A 15056-nucleotide genomic window follows, 5' to 3' on the forward strand; every position below is an offset into this window, starting at 1 on the left:
CCAGCATTGAGCGGCGTATGAACATGGTAGCAAACGAACAAGAAGTGGCGGCGAACCCAGCGATGGCGCCTGCCGTCGCCAAGGCGGGACCAGACTTCGTCCATCTGCGGGTGCACTCGGAATACTCCATCGTCGACGGCCTGGTGCGCATCGACGACCTGGTCGCCACCGCCGCCAAGGACAAGCAGGCGGCGCTGGCCGTCACCGACCTGTCCAATATGTTCGGCATGGTCAAGTTCTACAAGGCCGCGCGCGGCAAGGGCATCAAGCCGGTGGTCGGCGTCGACGTCTGGATCACCAACGACGACAACCGCGACAAGCCGCATCGGCTGATGTTGTTCGCCAAAAACCACATGGGCTATCTGCAGCTGTGCGAGCTGCTGTCGCAAGCCTGGCTGACCAACCAGTACAAGGGCCGCGCCGAGATTCGCACCGAGTGGCTGGTCGAACGCACCGCCAAGACCTATGCGCTGCTGCCCGACGTCAGTCCCGCCAACGCCCTGATCGCGCTGTCCGGCGCGCACTTCGGCGACGTCGGCACGGCGATTGAAAACGGCAACCCGGCGCTGGCCGAAAAGAACGCCGAGAAGTGGGCCGAGATCTTCCCCGGCCATTTCTACATCGAGATCCAGCGCGCCGGCCAGGCCAACCAGGAAGCCCAGGTGCGCCACGCGGTGGCGCTGGCCGCCAAGCTGGGCCTGCCCGTGGTGGCGACCCACCCGGTGCAGTTCATCTCCCCCGACGAGTTCATCGCGCACGAGGCGCGCACCTGTATCGCCGAAGGCGAAATGCTGGCCAATAACAAGCGCGTGCGCCGCTTCAACGAGCAGATGCGCTTCATGTCGCAGGCCGAGATGCGCGAGCTGTTCCACGACCTGCCGGCCGCGCTGCAAAACTCGGTGGAGATCGCCAAGCGCTGCAACCTGACGCTGACGCTGGGCAAGCCGCAGCTGCCGAACTTCCCGACGCCGGGCATGACCATCGACGAGTTCCTGCGCGCGGAAACCAAGAAGGGCCTGGAGGAACGCCTGGAGCAGCTGTATCCGGACCCGGTCAAGCGCGAGGCGCAACGCCAGCGCTACGAGGAGCGGCTGGAGTTCGAGAACAACACCATCATCAACATGAAGTTCCCCGGCTACTTCCTGATCGTGGCGGAGTTTATCCAGTGGGGCAAGAACAACGACGTGCCGATCGGCCCCGGCCGCGGTTCGGGCGCGGGCTCACTGGTGGCGTATGCGCTGAAGATCACCGATCTGGACCCGCTGAAGTACAACCTGCTGTTCGAACGTTTCCTCAATCCCGAACGCGTTTCGATGCCCGACTTCGACATCGACTTCTGCCAGGAAAAGCGCGACCTCGTGATCCAGCACGTCAAGGACCTGTACGGCCGCGACGCGGTATCGCAGATCGCCACCTTCGGCACCATGGCGGCCAAGGGCGCGATCCGCGACGTCGGCCGCGTGATGGACTTCGGCTACAACTTCTGCGACGGCGTCTCCAAGCTGATTCCGTTCAAGCCGGGCAAGCCGGTGTCGATCGCCGAGGCGATCGAGGAAGAGCCGATGCTCAAGGAGCGCCAGCAGAACGAGGAGGAAGTGGCGCAGCTGCTGGACCTGGCGCAACAGGTCGAAGGCATCACCCGCAATATCGGCATGCACGCCGGCGGCGTGCTGATCGCGCCGGGCAAGCTGACCGACTTCTGCCCGCTGTACACGCAGGGCGGCGACGGCGGCGTGGTGTCGCAGTACGACAAGGACGACGTCGAAGCCGTCGGCCTGGTCAAGTTCGACTTTTTGGGCCTGACCACCCTGACCATCCTGGACCGCGCGGTCCGCTACATCAAGATGCTCGATCCCAAGGAGTCGGAGTTCGACCTGGCGCGCCTGCCGCTGAACGACCGCCCTTCGTATGACCTGCTGACCAAGGCCAAGACCGTGGCCGTGTTCCAGCTGGAGTCGCGCGGCATGCAGGGCATGTTGAAGGACGCGCGTCCCGACCGCTTCGAGGACATCATCGCGCTGGTGGCGCTGTACCGTCCGGGCCCGATGGACCTGATCCCGGACTTCTGCAAGCGCAAGCACGGCGAAAAATTCGACTATCCCGATCCGCGCACCGAGTCCATTCTGTCCGAAACCTACGGCATCATGGTGTACCAGGAGCAGGTGATGCAGATGGCGCAGATCGTCGGCGGCTACTCGCTGGGCGGCGCCGACATGCTGCGCCGCGCGATGGGTAAGAAGAAGGCCGAGGAGATGGCGGAGCACCGCGAGATCTTCCGCGCCGGCGCCGCCAAGGACGGCCTGTCCGCGCAGAAGGCCGACGAGATTTTCGACTTGATGGAAAAGTTCGCGGGCTACGGCTTCAACAAGTCGCACGCCGCCGCCTACGCGCTGCTGTCCTACCACACGGCCTACCTGAAGGCCCACCATCCGGCCGCGTTCATGGCGGCCAACATGTCGCTGGCGATGGAGGACACCGAAAAGGTCAAGATCCTGGTCGAGGATTCGATCGACATCTGCGGCCTGACCATCCTGCCGCCGGACATCAACCAGTCCGACTTCCGCTTCATGCCGGACGGCCCGCCGCCTTCGGTGACGGGCAAGAAGGTCACGCAGATCCGCTACGGCCTGGGCGCCTGCAAGGGCGCCGGCCAGAACGCGATCGAGGCCATCATCGCCGCCCGCACCGCCGGCGGCCCGTTCACCAGCCTGTTCGATTTCTGCAAGCGGGTCGACAAGAAGCAGATCAACCGCCGCACCATCGAATCGCTGATACGCGCCGGCGCCTTCGACTGCCTGGCCATCGACCGCGCCATTTTGCTGGCCACGGTCAGCTTCGCGATGGAATGCGCCGACCAGGAGGCCAAGGCGGCCAACCAGGTCAGCCTGTTCGGCGGCGACGATTCCGATCTGGTGGCGCCGCCCGAATACGTGAAGGCCGCGCCGTTCACCGACCGCCAGAAGCTGGCCGAGGAAAAGATCGCGCTGGGCTTCTACCTGTCGGGCCATATGTTCGATTCGTTCGCGCCGGAGGCGCGCCGCTTCGCCCGCACCAAGCTGGCCGAGCTGGAGCCGTCGCGCGAGCCGCGCATGCTGTGCGGCGTGATCACCGGCATCCGCCCGCAGATGACGCAGCGCGGCAAGATCCTGATCGTCACGCTGGACGACAAGACGGCGGTGGTCGAGGTGACCGTGTATGCGGAAGTGTTCGAAGAGAACAAGCGCATGTTCAAGGACGACGAGTTCCTGGCCGTGGTCGGCAAGGTGTCGGAAGACCGCTTCTCCGGCGGTCTGCGCATCTCGGCCGAGAAGGTGTTCGACATCGTGACGGCGCGCGTCAACTACGGCAAGCAGCTGGGCATGGCGCTGCCGACCTCGGTGGACGTGCGCAAGATGGCCGAAGTGCTGGCGCCGCACCGCCACGCGGACGGCTTGCCGGTGTCGGCGCGCATCACGCCGCAGGGCGTGGGCTGCGTGGTGCAGCTGGGCGAGGCATGGCGCGTGGCGCCGTCGGACGAGCTGCAGCTGGCGCTCCAGCAGGTGCTGGGCGCCAAGGATGTCGCGATCGAGTACTAGTTACATCTGTTCGCTGATGCTGGTGATGGCATACCCCTTGGCGCCGATCTGCTCCAGGGGGTGGACGATGTGGTAGCGGGACAAATCGTCGAGGCCATCGTCGACTTCGACGTGGCTGGCCTCGGGATGCCAGTCGGTGTTGGTGGCTTCCTCGGGGATGGGTTTGCCCTCCGGCACAGCCAGATAGCTGTGTTTGCCTTTTGCTTCATCTCGGTAATAAATATCCACACGCATGGTATTTCTCCTTGGACGAAAAACCCATGTTACCGGATTTTTCAGGCCAACGCGTATTCGTCGTCATCGTGCGCGACGGTGGGGCGGGTGCTGTAGTTCTGGCCCAGCGGCGTCGGCACCGCCTCGAAGCGCGGGGCGCTCAGGCCGGCGCGGATGGCGGCGCTGATGGCCATCAGCGTCTCATGGCGCTTGCGCGCTTCCGAACGTTTCTTCGAGGCGATCGCCGCCAGGTCCGGCGGCGCGATGGCTAGACACGGCAGGCGCCAGTCGCCGTCGGCGCGGCGGCTGGCGTCCAGCTCTTGCCACAGCGTGTCGTAGTCGGCGTGCACCTTGCCCTGGCGGGAGGCGCCGCAGACCACGCGGTTGACGTTGCTGACCAGGCGCAGCTCGACGCAGCCGTAGTCGTGGCCGATCTGGCTCAGCAGCTTGATCATCATGTTCTTGGGTCGCAGACCGTGCAGCTCGCGCGTGGCGTCCTTGATCACTTGCAGGCCCTGTTCGCTTTTCGAGCCCTGCATGCAGCCTATGCCCAGCACCACGCCGCGCACCCCCTGCAGGAAGGAGAACGCGCAGCTGTAGACCAGCAGGCCGTCCTGCTTCAGTTGCAGCACCAGTTCGCCTTCGCGTTCCATCGGCTCGATGGCGCGCAGCTCCAGCTGGTAGCGCAGGCCGCTCTTGCCCTCGACGCTGCCCAGCACCACGGCGCCGCGCGCGGCGCGCACCGTCAGCGGCCCCAGGCCCTGGCGGAAGATGAAGCGGTAGTGCTGTTGCAGCAGGTCCACGCGCTGGGCGCAGGTCATCGTGTTGCTCAGGTAGGGACGGTAAATCTTGTACAGCAGGCGCGGGCGGGCCTTGACCAGGTCCATGAACAGCGGATGGGAATTAAGCAGTTGCAGCCAGCCGACGGTGGCCTGGCGATGCAGCAAGGCGCGCAGCGACAGCTTGAAGGTTTCGCGTAGCTGCTTCAGCCCGCTGAAGTCGGCCACGCCGGAGCGGAGGGTGATTAACTGCGACATCTTACGTCTCTCATGTAAATCGGGCTGCAAGGGATGGTATGGCGTGCAGCTGCACGGGAGACATCATTCACGGCCGGCGGGATAAGGCGGCATGGCTACTTTAGTGTCTTCTCGTCAATGGGGAGTGCCATTACGACATGTGGACATGGTAAATCCAGTGTAACGTATTGTAAATTGGGGTAAAGGCTTACGGTTTTCCCTTAATAATTGCCGCTTCGAAAATGTAATTGTTGTATAGAGGGGAAAGCGCGGGGATAAGGGGAACGCGTAGTTGCAAAAAGCAATGCGCGATGAATTCTGGCAATGCATAATGCTACATAACGATACAAAGCGTCCCGTATGTCTCCCTCCCGCCTGCGTTACCTGGAATTCCCCGTTTTCATAGCGTTGTACCTGCTATTTGACTGGGCGACTTATATCGATTCCTTCTATGGCTTGAACATCACGCCTTGGAATCCCGATCCGGCGCTGGGACTGGTGTTCTGGTTGCGGCATGGCTGGCGCGCGGCGCTGCCGTGGTTCGTGGCGCTGGTGGGCGGCGAGTTGCTGGTGCGCGGCATGCCGGCCGGCTGGACGGTCAGTCTGCTCAGTTCGCTTTGGCTGAGCGCCGGCTACGGCCTGCTGGGCGCGGCGCTGCGGCGCCAGTTCGGCGACGGCGGCGTGTTCGACAGCCGCGACCGCCTGTTCCAGTGGGTGCTGATCGTGGTGGTCGGCACCATGATCAACGATGTCGGCTATATCTCCGTGTTGTCGGCGGCCGGCCTGATCCCGGCCGGGCAGTGGGGCGAGGCGGTGCTGCGCTTCGGCATCGGCGACATGGTCGGGGTGCTGGTGTCGATGCCGCTGATCTGGATGCTGGCCAGCGCGGGCGACCGCCAGCGCCTGCGGGCGACGGTGTGGCGGGCCGAGACGCTGGCCTATCTGGCGCTGGCGATCGGCGTGCTCGACATGGTGTTCGGCACCATCGCCACCTCGGAGTTCAAGCATTTTTATTTCCTGTTCCTGCCGGTGATCTGGGCGGCGTTCCGCCAGGGACTGTTCGGCACGGCGCTGATGGTGTTTGTGCTGCAGGCGGGCATAGGCGCGCTGGTCAAATGGAACCACGCGGTCAACATCGCCGTGCATGAATTGCAGATGCTGGACGCGGTGCTGGCGCTGGTGGGCTTTTCGATCGGCATCGCGGTCGACGAGCTGCGCAAGGTCGCCAGCGAGCTCAAGCAGACGATGCGGCTGGCGGCGGCCGGCGAGATGGCCGCCGCGCTGGCGCATGAATTGAACCAGCCGTTGACGGCGCTGGGCGCCTACGGCAAGGCGTGCGAATATTTGCTGGAGCGGGGCGAGAGCGGCGAGGTGCTCAAGGGCGCGATCCAGCGCATGATCGCCGAATCGGGCCGGGCCGCCGACGTGGTGCGGCGCTTGCGCGATTTCTTCCGCACCGGCGCGATGAAGCTTGAGCCGGTCGACGCCGGCCAGCTGGTGTCGGGCATCAGCCAGCAGTTCTTCGCCCAGCTGCGCGAGCACGGGGTCGAGCTGGTGGTGGGCGAGATTCCGCCGCTGGCGATCCTGGCCGACCGCCTGCAGCTGGAGCTGGTGCTGCGCAACCTGCTGGCCAACGCGCTGGAGGCGGTGCAGGAGCAGCCGGCCGGCGCGCGCCGCATCAGCTTGTCGGTGCAGCGGCTGGACGGCAAGCGCAAGACAGGCAAGGGTGGCTGCTTGCAGCTGACGGTGGAGGATAGCGGCAAGGGCGTGTCGGCGGCGCTGGCGGCGCGCTTGTTCGAGCCGTTTGTGTCGTCCAAGGCCAGCGGCCTGGGACTGGGGCTGGTGCTGAGCCGCGCCATCATGGAGGCGCACGGCGGATCGCTGTGGGCCGAAGTGGGCGAGCATGGAATTTTCAGGATGGCGCTGCCTTTGGCGCGTCCTATCGAGCAGGATGGAGAGCAGGTGGGCTATGCAGCATGATTTAACCGTATTCATCGTCGACGACGACCCGTCGGTGCGCGACGCGCTGGGCCTGTTGCTGGGCGTGCGCGGCTACCGCACCGCGATGTTCGCCAGCGGCGAAGCTTTCCTGCAATCGTGGCAGCCGGCCTGGCGCGGCTGCATGCTGATCGACATCCGCATGTCCGGCATGGACGGCCTGAGCCTGCAGATGGAATTGCTGCGGCGCGGCTGGGGGCTGCCGGTGATCATCATGAGCGGCCACGGCGACGTCAGCATGGCGCGCGCGGCCTTCAAGGCGGACGCGGTGGACTTCCTGGAAAAGCCGTTCGACGACGTCAAGCTGATCGCCGCCATCGACGAGGCGCTGGCGCGCGCGCGCAGCGTGCACAGCGAGCAGCAGCGGCGCAGCCGCAGCGTCAGCCTGCTGAGCGAGCTGACGCCGCGCGAGCGCGAGGTGATGCAACTGGTGGTCACGGGCCGCCACAACCGCGAGATCGGGCCGGCGCTGGGCATCAGCGTGCGCACGGTCGAAGTGCACAAGGCGCGGCTGATGGCCAAGCTGGGGGTCGACAACGTCGCCGACCTGGTGCGGATAACCATGCAGGATTAGGCCGGCATGGGCCCATGGTAAACTTGTTTTTCGTCAATTAAGCTACTCCGCTTTGATGGCAGCATGGTCTGTCATGAAACGCGGGAGCGGACGATGAAAGATCTATTGCCGCATTACGAAGCCGAGTTGGCACTGTTGCGGCGTCTGAGTCGCAGTTTTGCTGAACGATATCCTGGCATTGCAGGCAACTTGCAAATGTCTGGTGATACCTGCAAGGATCCCCATGTCGAGCGCCTGATACAGGCAAGCGCACTGCTGGCGGCTCGTGTCTCCAAGCGATTGGACGATGACTATCCCATGTTCACCGAATCGCTGTTGGAGATGCTGTATCCGCACTACCTACGCAGCTTTCCCGCGTGCTCGATCGTACAACTGGATTTTCGGCGCGACACGCGCGAACTACCCGAGATTGTTACCGTCGTCCCCCGGGGAACGATACTGAAATCGGCGCCGGTGCGTGGAGTGAAATGCAAATTTACTACAACGTCCGACATCGTCGTCGCGCCGATCCGATTGGCCGAAGCGCGATATATCCCGATCCTCAATGCCCCGGCCTCGATACGCTTAAGCGCTGACGCGAGTTCGACGATTGCGCTAACATTCGAGAGTGCAGGTAAAGCGGCGTTGGATATTCTTAGCTTCGAGCAGATACGGCTGTTCATCGACGCCGATCCTACGCTGTGTGCCGCGCTGCATGACACGCTGTTCATGCGCGTTGGTTCGGCCTACATCTCGTTTGTTGACGAGGGAGCTTGGACGGAAATCAGCAAGCCGTGTATCTCCACCGTTGGATATTCCGAAGATCAGGCGTTGATACCATTTTCAGCGCGATCACATCCGGCATACCGCCTGCTGACGGAGTACTTTGCCTTCCCGGAGAAGTTTAATTTCTTTGATTTGGCGTGGAGCGGGATTGTTCGCTCCATGCCAACTGGATGTCGTCGCTTTACGCTGCATCTGGTCGTCAAGAACGCACAGAACGGCTGCTGTCTGGCGCAGACCTTGAGCAAGTTATCGGAAAGAAATTTGCTCTTAAACTGTGCGCCTGTCGTCAACCTTTTCAAGCGCACTGCCGCACCGGTGGACGTGCGCCATACGACAGTTGACTACGCACTATTGGCCGACAGCGCCAACCCGGACGCGTATGAGATCTTCGGTATTCAATCTGCAAGTTTGATCACAGACGTCTCGCGTCGCGATGGCATTCAAAGTGTGCGTCCTTTCTACAGCATGCGGCACGGCCAACAAGCGGCTTGCTACTGGATCATGCGGCGCGATGGCATCACAGCAGACATCAGCCCAGGCCACGAGATGCGCATCAGTCTGGTGGATACCGACATGGCGCCGCTGGCGGAGAAGGCTCAGACGCTGTCAGTTGAGCTGTTATGCAGCAATCGCCACCTGCCCGAGTCCCTGAACTACGGCAGTCCCGATGGCGACCTGACGCTCGATGGCACGCTGACGCGCACGCCGGTGCGATTGTTGCGTCGTCCGAGCGCCGTCCGCCGCTTTGAATCCGGCAATGGTGCACACTGGCGGCTGATCTCTCATCTGACGCTCAATCATCGCTCCCTCAGCAGCGTTGGGTTGAATGAGTTCCGTGAAATGCTGACTCTCTATAACCTTCCTCGTAGCACGATTACGCTGCGCCAGATACAAGGCGTGACGGACCTGCAATATCGAACTGCCACAACGTGGGTGAGGGGCGTACCGACAGCTTCCTTGATGCCGGGTATCGAGATCCGCATGACGCTGGACGAAGAGGCTTTCGTGGGGAGCAGCATTTACGCTTTCGCACGGACGCTGGATCATTTCTTTGGTTTGTATTGCCAGATAAACGTCTTTAGCCAATTGATCGTCATTTCCAATCGCAGCGGAGAGGAGCTTGTACGATGCCCACCACGAAGCGGCGCAGTTCTGCTGGATTAGTCCGGCAACTGCTCGAAGAACCACATCGATTTGAGTTTTTCCAGGCGGTCCGGATTTTTGAGCGGCTCTTGGTCTCGCAAGGTGTACCGCGGAATATAGTTTTGACGGACTACCTGCAATTCAGGAACAGTAGCTCGCAAAATTTCCCGGCCAGTCAAATCGAGGCGCTGGATGTGGAAGTGACTGCGGACTGTTCTGGCGTCACCGATGAGGGAGAACTTTTAGCGGCTCTCAATCAGGGGCAGTTCAATCGCATCTGCATCACGCCCACCTTCTTTGGACTACTGGGCAATCACGGCGTGTTGCCCAGCCATTATGGCGAACGCCTCGCCGCCTATCGGAAGAACGAAAACCACGATGGCGCGCATGCCTTTCTCGACATCTTTTCCAACAGATTGGTCGCTCTGTTTTATCAGGCGTGGAAAAAACATAGGCTGGAACTTCCCTGTCGTGAACAGGCGGACGCCCTGATGCCGTTGTTGTTGTCGCTGTCGGGCAGTAAAGCTCAAACGCTGTCCGATCCTGTCGCGGCCTATTATGCGGCAGCCTTTTCCCAACGGCCAGTCTCAGCGCTGATGATAGAGCGTGTGCTGGCGGATTACTTCAAGATTCCTGTTTCAGTTCAGGCCAATACGGGACGATGGCATGGACTGGAAAAGCGTCATGAGAATCGCCTTGGGCTGGCGAATAGCCAACTGGATACCGGCGTTATATTGGGGGCGCGCATTTGGCGCCGTGATCTGACCGCGACCGTCCGCCTTGGACCGTTGGATAAAGCACAGTATGACGATTTTCTCGCTGGCGGAGCCGGCGCCGTTGCATTGCGCAAGGTGCTCGCTATGTTCGAGACGCCAACGCTGACGTACAAGATTCAGCTGATACTGCGGGCGGAGGACGTCCGCGGCATCCAACTGTCTGGCTCATCCTCAATCCAATCGGCGCGGCTGGGCATCGATTCCTTTTTGTTGTCCAGCGGGGCATGTGGCGAGCGCGATGACTTGTACTACCTGATCTGATAGCAGACTGCACTACAACGTGATCGGCCGCAAGGCAATCCTGCTTGCGTTCGTTAAAGTGGATCACTCGTCTCAAGCTCCCGCACAAAGGACTGGTCAATATGAACCTGCTTCAGGGCGTCACAGCGATACTTGCGGCTTTCAGTAGCGACCCACAGGGCCAGCGCCTGCTGCGTCTCGATTTCCCTCAAGGCGACGGCCCGGACAGCATCATGCTGGCCAATGCCATCGTCGCCGATGAGGCGTTGTCATGCGATTTTAATTACGAGGTCGAAGTCTTGTCCGACGATGCGCTGATTCCATTGAAATCTGTCATCGGCAAGATGGTCACGATCTCGCTGGTGCGCGATGACGGCACGCTGCGCTACTTCAACGGCTATGTTTTTGAATTCCGTTTTATCAAAACCGACGGCGGCTTCGCCTTCTATCAAATGGTGCTCAAGCCCTGGCTGGCCTTTCTACGCTTGCGCGGCGACTGCAAGGTATTCCAAAACCTTAGCCTGACCGAGTTGTTCGATCAGACCTTCGAGAACTATCTTCAGCGCGATTACGAATATCGCCTGATTGAAGCGGCTCCCGATCTGACAATGGCGGTGCAGTACAACGAAAGCGATCATAACCACCTGCATCGTCGGCTGGAGGCGGCCGGAATGCATTACTGGTATGAGCACAGCGAAGATGGCCACACGCTCTGCATCGGTGACGACAGCACGCAAGCGGAGAGCATTGCTGGTCTTGGAGAGATCGAGTATCAAAGCCAGGCAGGGGCGATGGAGCATGACGGAATCAGGCAATGGCGGCCAGTACGGATTGCGTCGTCGGGAAGAGTTGCGGTGAACAGCTACAACTTCAAGCAATCGCGTAGTGACCGTATGGAACGGCCATCGCTTAATGAACAGGGGGCCGTCGAACCGTATGAAGTCTACCTCGATGCAGGTGCATACGGCTTCAAGGATGACGATGACGGCGAGGCCTTGGCGCATCGCAGGATGGACATCATCGACGCTCGTGGGCAGGACTTTATCGCCGAGAGCAACGAACGCGCGGCGCAACCGGGCCGGTGCTTCACTTTGACAGGCCATTTCAGCGGCGGCTACAACGACAGTGGTGATTGCGATGTGCCCGCCAACGACAAAGCCGAACGTGAGTATCTGATCCTGTCCGTGCGGCACACCGCCAGCAATAATTATCATGATGGACAAGGTACAGCCTCGCAATACAGTAACAGCTTTACCTGTTTGCGCAGGACCATACGCTGGCGGCCTCGGTTGGGCATGCACAGCAACGACACGCGAATCTATGGCGTACAAACGGCCACCGTGGTGGGGCCGAAGGGCGAAGAGATCTACACGGATGAGTACGGTCGGGTGCGGGTGCAATTCCACTGGGACCGGGAGGGCGAGTACAACGAGAAGAGCTCTCCGTGGGTGCGGGTGATGTCGAGTGCCGCAGGTGCTGGCTTCGGGCAGATCAGTGTCCCGCGCATTGGGCAGGAGGTGGTGGTGCAATTCCTGGACGGGAACTGCGATCGCCCGCTGATTATTGGCAGTGTCTACAACTCCGCCAACATGCCGCCCTGGGAACTACCGGCCAACAAGACGCAGAGCGGGGTGGTCACTCGTTCAAGTATCGGAGGCAAAACGGAGAACGCCAATGCGCTTCGCTTCGAGGATTTGAAGGGCGCCGAGGAGGTGTGGCTTCATGCGGAGAAAGACCAGCGCATTGAGGTTGAACACGATGAATCGCACTCGGTGGGTAATGATCGGACGAAGAGCGTTGGCCACAACGAGGTGGTAGAGGTCAAGCATGACCGCATTGGGACGGTTGGTAACGACGAGAAGATCACTATCCATCATGATCGCGCCGAACGTGTAGGCAACGATGAGCATATCGAGATCGGTGGAAGTCGTCGTGAAACGGTAACTGGCCACGAAAAGGTCGTCATCCATATGACGAAAATTGAACGTGTCAGTTTGGCGAAAGAGGAAACCATAGGCTTGTCAAAAACGATGGAAATTGGCGCCGACTACGGCGTCGCTGTCGGAGCGACGATGCTTACTGTGGTTGGACAGTCAAAGTTCGAAAAAGTAGGCCTGGACAAAAAGACCGAGGTCGGCCAGAGCTACACGATTGTCGCTGCGGATTCCTTCGAGGTGAAAGTAGGTGGTGCAAGCTTGAAGCTGACGGCGAGCGGTGCGATCACGATATCTGGAACCAGTATCGATATCGGAGCCTCCGGTCCTGTTCGTATTAACGGCAAGGACGTTGATATCAACTAGGAGGCGTCATGAATGTCGTCAATCATACTCCGTTCCCGGCTCAAGCTTTTGAAGCGATCGACCAGCACGAGCAGCGATTTCACGTTTTCGTGTTGAGACAGACATTCGACTTTTCATCCGGCAAGCTGGAGTACGCCGATGAGCAAGCGCCCTTGTGCGACACCGACATGTACTTTGGCGAGGGCTTCAGCGGGGGCGTGCGGCAAGAGTCGGATTATTGCCCTTACAAGCCGAAGTGCGATGTCATCGTGAATGCCGTCGCCTATGCGCCGAAGGGTAAAGCAGTTACCAGCTTTCTTGCGGGACTGAATGTTGTGCGAGATGGGCAGAAGCTGATCGAAAAGGTCTTGAGGATTTCGGGAAGGCGCCACCTCCGAAAAAGAGCGAGCACGGTGCGTTTTTTGCAGTGGTTGGTGAAATGGGGAACTTTCTGGCTGCTGCAACCAAATCCTTGGAAGCTCACGAATCCTGAGTTGATCAATTCACTTCCGCTGCGTGCTGAATATGCCTATGGGGGCGAATGCAGAATTGAGGAAAACGATCCTGTCGCTCGGCGTGTGCCATTGAAGAATCGGCTGACAGCGGAGCAGGCGGCAGCCCATCCGGATGCCCACATATCGGTGAGGAAACCTCCGCTTGCGCACGTAGCTTACGAATCAAACGTGCATGGCGTGGGTTTCGCGCCGGAGTGGTATTTGAAAGCGACAAAGACCGTGAGCGTCGCAGCGCCCCAGGTTGAGAATCTGCAATCAAAGATCACCGCCAGCCAATTCTGGCATGCGCGAGGATCGCCATCTATTGACCCGGCCGGACTCGGAATTCGAAGCAAGACCCACCCGGCACGAAGAGCCATGCTGGGTGAGGTCGACGATGTCTTTGTCAATTCCAATGCACCTTTGCCAAAGGGCTTTGACTTTGAAATATGGAACGCGGCTCCGCCGGATCAACAGGTTGATTTTCTGACGGGGGCCGATGTGGTCGAGTTAATTAATCTCTGCCCCGCAAACACACCTTGCCTCCGAGAGACCGATCGCGGCAACACATTGCTGCGTTTGATTTTGCCCGAGCATGAGTGTTTTTTGTTGATGCAGCTGGAGCGTGGCGATGCATACTTCCGGCCCCTGTTGATCGACACGGTGATCGTCGAACCGGAAAACCACCAACTGGCGTTGGTTTGGCGGGCTGCGATTTCGGTCGACGAAATCAGCGGGATCGATCTCTGCGAGTTCCGTATGCGTACCTTTTTCGAAAGAGACTTGGCTCGTTGCAATGAAAACGTAATGTCGAGAACGACATCGGATTCTGGCGCAACTGATGAGGTGGTAGCGTTATGACTGATCGGTTGAAACTCTCGGATGCCAAGGGGGATCTGGAGGCGGACAAGGTCGCCAAGGAGCTTCGATTAAAGGATGAACTCGAAGAGCTTAACGAAAAAGAGAAAAGGCTGAAGCAAAAAATCGCCGCAATAGAGGCGGATATTGCAAGAGCAAAGCAAAATCCGCCGGTCCCGGGCCCAAAGAGCAGCAACAAGATCGGCGCGCGTAAGGATGGTTCTTTCAAAGCGATCAGTACTGCCCCATCAATAAACAAAACACCCGTTGGTTGTGTGATGGTGCCCATTCCTTATCCGGTAACACAAGACCTATCGAACAGTATGAATGCTGCACGTACCGTTAATTTCAATGGACGTCCAGCGTATGTTCTTGACCGTAGTACTCAGCCACGTTGCACTGGCGACGAGCCCGGTACCGGGAAGGGGATAAGGTCGGGGACTGTTAGTGGCGAAGTTAAGCCGGTTGAAGGTAGCGGAACCGTCCGTATTGAAGGTAAGAAGGTAGTGCGCGACGGTGATAAATGCACCATGAATTCCGGCAACAATCCCGGAATCTATATTGCGTCCCCTCTGTGCCAATATAACTTGAGACACCTACCCGATTAATTTAGAGTACAGCGGTAGGTCCCCAATATGCACAACCGAAAGCATCAAATTAGCACTTCAGCAGCCCAGCAAGACAGCCTCAACGCATCGTCCGTCGAAGTCCAACGCCCTGACCCGGAGGTTGTTCCCAGCGCCAAACGTCGTGCCTTCTCCAAGGCCGAGAAGTTGCGCATCCTCGCTGCCGCCGACGCCTGCGTGGCGCCGGGCGACATTGGCGCCTTGCTGCGGCGGGAAGGCATCTATTCGTCCCATCTCGCGACATGGCGCAAGCAACGTCAGCTTGCCGACGAGGCCGGCGCGCTGGAGCGTAAGCGCGGACCGAAAGTCGATCCGGCCGCCACCGAGGCGCGCCGGGTGCGGGAGCTGGAAAAAGAAGTCGAACGCCTGCGCGCCAAGCTGGCCAAGGCCGACCTGATCATCGACGTCCAAAAAAAACTTTCCACTCTGCTGGGCCTGAGCACCGGCGACACGCCGAGCGAGCCGAAGTGATCAGCGCCGCCAACACCCTGGCCGAGCA

At 60.2% G+C, this 15056-nt stretch carries 11 protein-coding genes; 9 read left to right on the plus strand and 2 right to left on the minus strand.

The window, feature by feature from the left end; all coding sequences use genetic code 11:
* Positions 1-17: 17 nt before the first annotated feature.
* Positions 18-3575: a DNA polymerase III subunit alpha gene (gene dnaE, locus KVP70_RS05845; protein WP_217941118.1), complete on the plus strand. Its 3558-nt coding sequence runs from the start codon at positions 18-20 to the stop codon at positions 3573-3575.
* Here dnaE and KVP70_RS05850 read toward each other — a convergent pair whose 3' ends face one another.
* Positions 3576-3809, minus strand: a complete 234-nt coding sequence (locus tag KVP70_RS05850; RefSeq protein WP_217941119.1) for a DUF6139 family protein — start codon at positions 3807-3809, stop codon at positions 3576-3578.
* A 41-nt stretch (positions 3810-3850) separates the two neighbouring features.
* Complete coding sequence (locus tag KVP70_RS05855) at positions 3851-4825, minus strand: VirK/YbjX family protein (protein ID WP_217941120.1); 975 nt, start codon at positions 4823-4825, stop codon at positions 3851-3853.
* A 339-nt stretch (positions 4826-5164) separates the two neighbouring features.
* On the opposite strand from KVP70_RS05855, the gene KVP70_RS05860 reads away from it, so the two are divergent.
* From KVP70_RS05860 to KVP70_RS05895, 8 genes are all read left to right on the plus strand, one after another.
* Positions 5165-6784, plus strand: a complete 1620-nt coding sequence (locus KVP70_RS05860; protein ID WP_217941121.1) for a sensor histidine kinase — start codon at positions 5165-5167, stop codon at positions 6782-6784.
* Positions 6774-7376 (plus strand): response regulator transcription factor, encoded by a 603-nt coding sequence (locus tag KVP70_RS05865; RefSeq protein WP_217941122.1) that lies wholly within the window; start codon positions 6774-6776, stop codon positions 7374-7376. The genes KVP70_RS05860 and KVP70_RS05865 overlap by 11 nt, the downstream gene beginning before the upstream one ends.
* A 93-nt stretch (positions 7377-7469) precedes the next feature.
* Complete coding sequence (tssF, locus tag KVP70_RS05870; protein WP_217941123.1) at positions 7470-9305, plus strand: type VI secretion system baseplate subunit TssF; 1836 nt, start codon at positions 7470-7472, stop codon at positions 9303-9305.
* Positions 9269-10321, plus strand: a complete 1053-nt coding sequence (tssG, locus tag KVP70_RS05875) for a type VI secretion system baseplate subunit TssG (protein ID WP_217941124.1) — start codon at positions 9269-9271, stop codon at positions 10319-10321. Before tssF ends, tssG begins: the two co-directional genes overlap by 37 nt.
* Positions 10322-10422: 101 nt before the next feature.
* Entirely contained in the window at positions 10423-12600 is a 2178-nt protein-coding gene (locus KVP70_RS05880; protein WP_229224612.1) for a type VI secretion system Vgr family protein, read from the plus strand.
* A gap of 8 nt (positions 12601-12608) precedes the next feature.
* On the plus strand, positions 12609-13934 hold the full coding sequence (locus tag KVP70_RS05885) for a DUF2169 family type VI secretion system accessory protein (RefSeq protein ID WP_217941125.1): 1326 nt from the start codon (positions 12609-12611) through the stop codon (positions 13932-13934).
* A complete protein-coding gene (locus KVP70_RS05890; protein ID WP_217941126.1) occupies positions 13931-14539 on the plus strand; it encodes a DUF4150 domain-containing protein in 609 nt (202 codons plus the stop codon). The genes KVP70_RS05885 and KVP70_RS05890 overlap by 4 nt, the downstream gene beginning before the upstream one ends.
* 27 nt (positions 14540-14566) lie before the next feature.
* Positions 14567-15028, plus strand: coding sequence for a hypothetical protein (locus tag KVP70_RS05895; RefSeq protein WP_229224613.1), 462 nt, complete (start codon positions 14567-14569; stop codon positions 15026-15028).
* Positions 15029-15056 lie beyond the last annotated feature (28 nt).

The sequence above is a fragment of the Duganella violaceipulchra genome, assembly GCF_019166075.1.
Classification (GTDB): domain Bacteria; phylum Pseudomonadota; class Gammaproteobacteria; order Burkholderiales; family Burkholderiaceae_D; genus Rugamonas; species Rugamonas violaceipulchra.

Excerpts from the sequence above, each read along its gene's own strand:
- KVP70_RS05895 (WP_229224613.1), top strand. The coding sequence starts at position 14,567 with ATGCACAACCGAAAGCATCAAATTAGCACTTCAGCAGCCCAGCAAGAC.
- KVP70_RS05855 (WP_217941120.1), bottom strand. The coding sequence starts at position 4,825 with ATGTCGCAGTTAATCACCCTCCGCTCCGGCGTGGCCGACTTCAGCGGG.
- tssG (WP_217941124.1), top strand. The coding sequence starts at position 9,269 with ATGCCCACCACGAAGCGGCGCAGTTCTGCTGGATTAGTCCGGCAACTG.
- KVP70_RS05885 (WP_217941125.1), top strand. The coding sequence starts at position 12,609 with ATGAATGTCGTCAATCATACTCCGTTCCCGGCTCAAGCTTTTGAAGCG.
- KVP70_RS05890 (WP_217941126.1), top strand. The coding sequence starts at position 13,931 with ATGACTGATCGGTTGAAACTCTCGGATGCCAAGGGGGATCTGGAGGCG.
- KVP70_RS05850 (WP_217941119.1), bottom strand. The coding sequence starts at position 3,809 with ATGCGTGTGGATATTTATTACCGAGATGAAGCAAAAGGCAAACACAGC.
- KVP70_RS05880 (WP_229224612.1), top strand. The coding sequence starts at position 10,423 with ATGAACCTGCTTCAGGGCGTCACAGCGATACTTGCGGCTTTCAGTAGC.
- tssF (WP_217941123.1), top strand. The coding sequence starts at position 7,470 with ATGAAAGATCTATTGCCGCATTACGAAGCCGAGTTGGCACTGTTGCGG.
- KVP70_RS05865 (WP_217941122.1), top strand. The coding sequence starts at position 6,774 with ATGCAGCATGATTTAACCGTATTCATCGTCGACGACGACCCGTCGGTG.
- dnaE (WP_217941118.1), top strand. The coding sequence starts at position 18 with ATGAACATGGTAGCAAACGAACAAGAAGTGGCGGCGAACCCAGCGATG.
- KVP70_RS05860 (WP_217941121.1), top strand. The coding sequence starts at position 5,165 with ATGTCTCCCTCCCGCCTGCGTTACCTGGAATTCCCCGTTTTCATAGCG.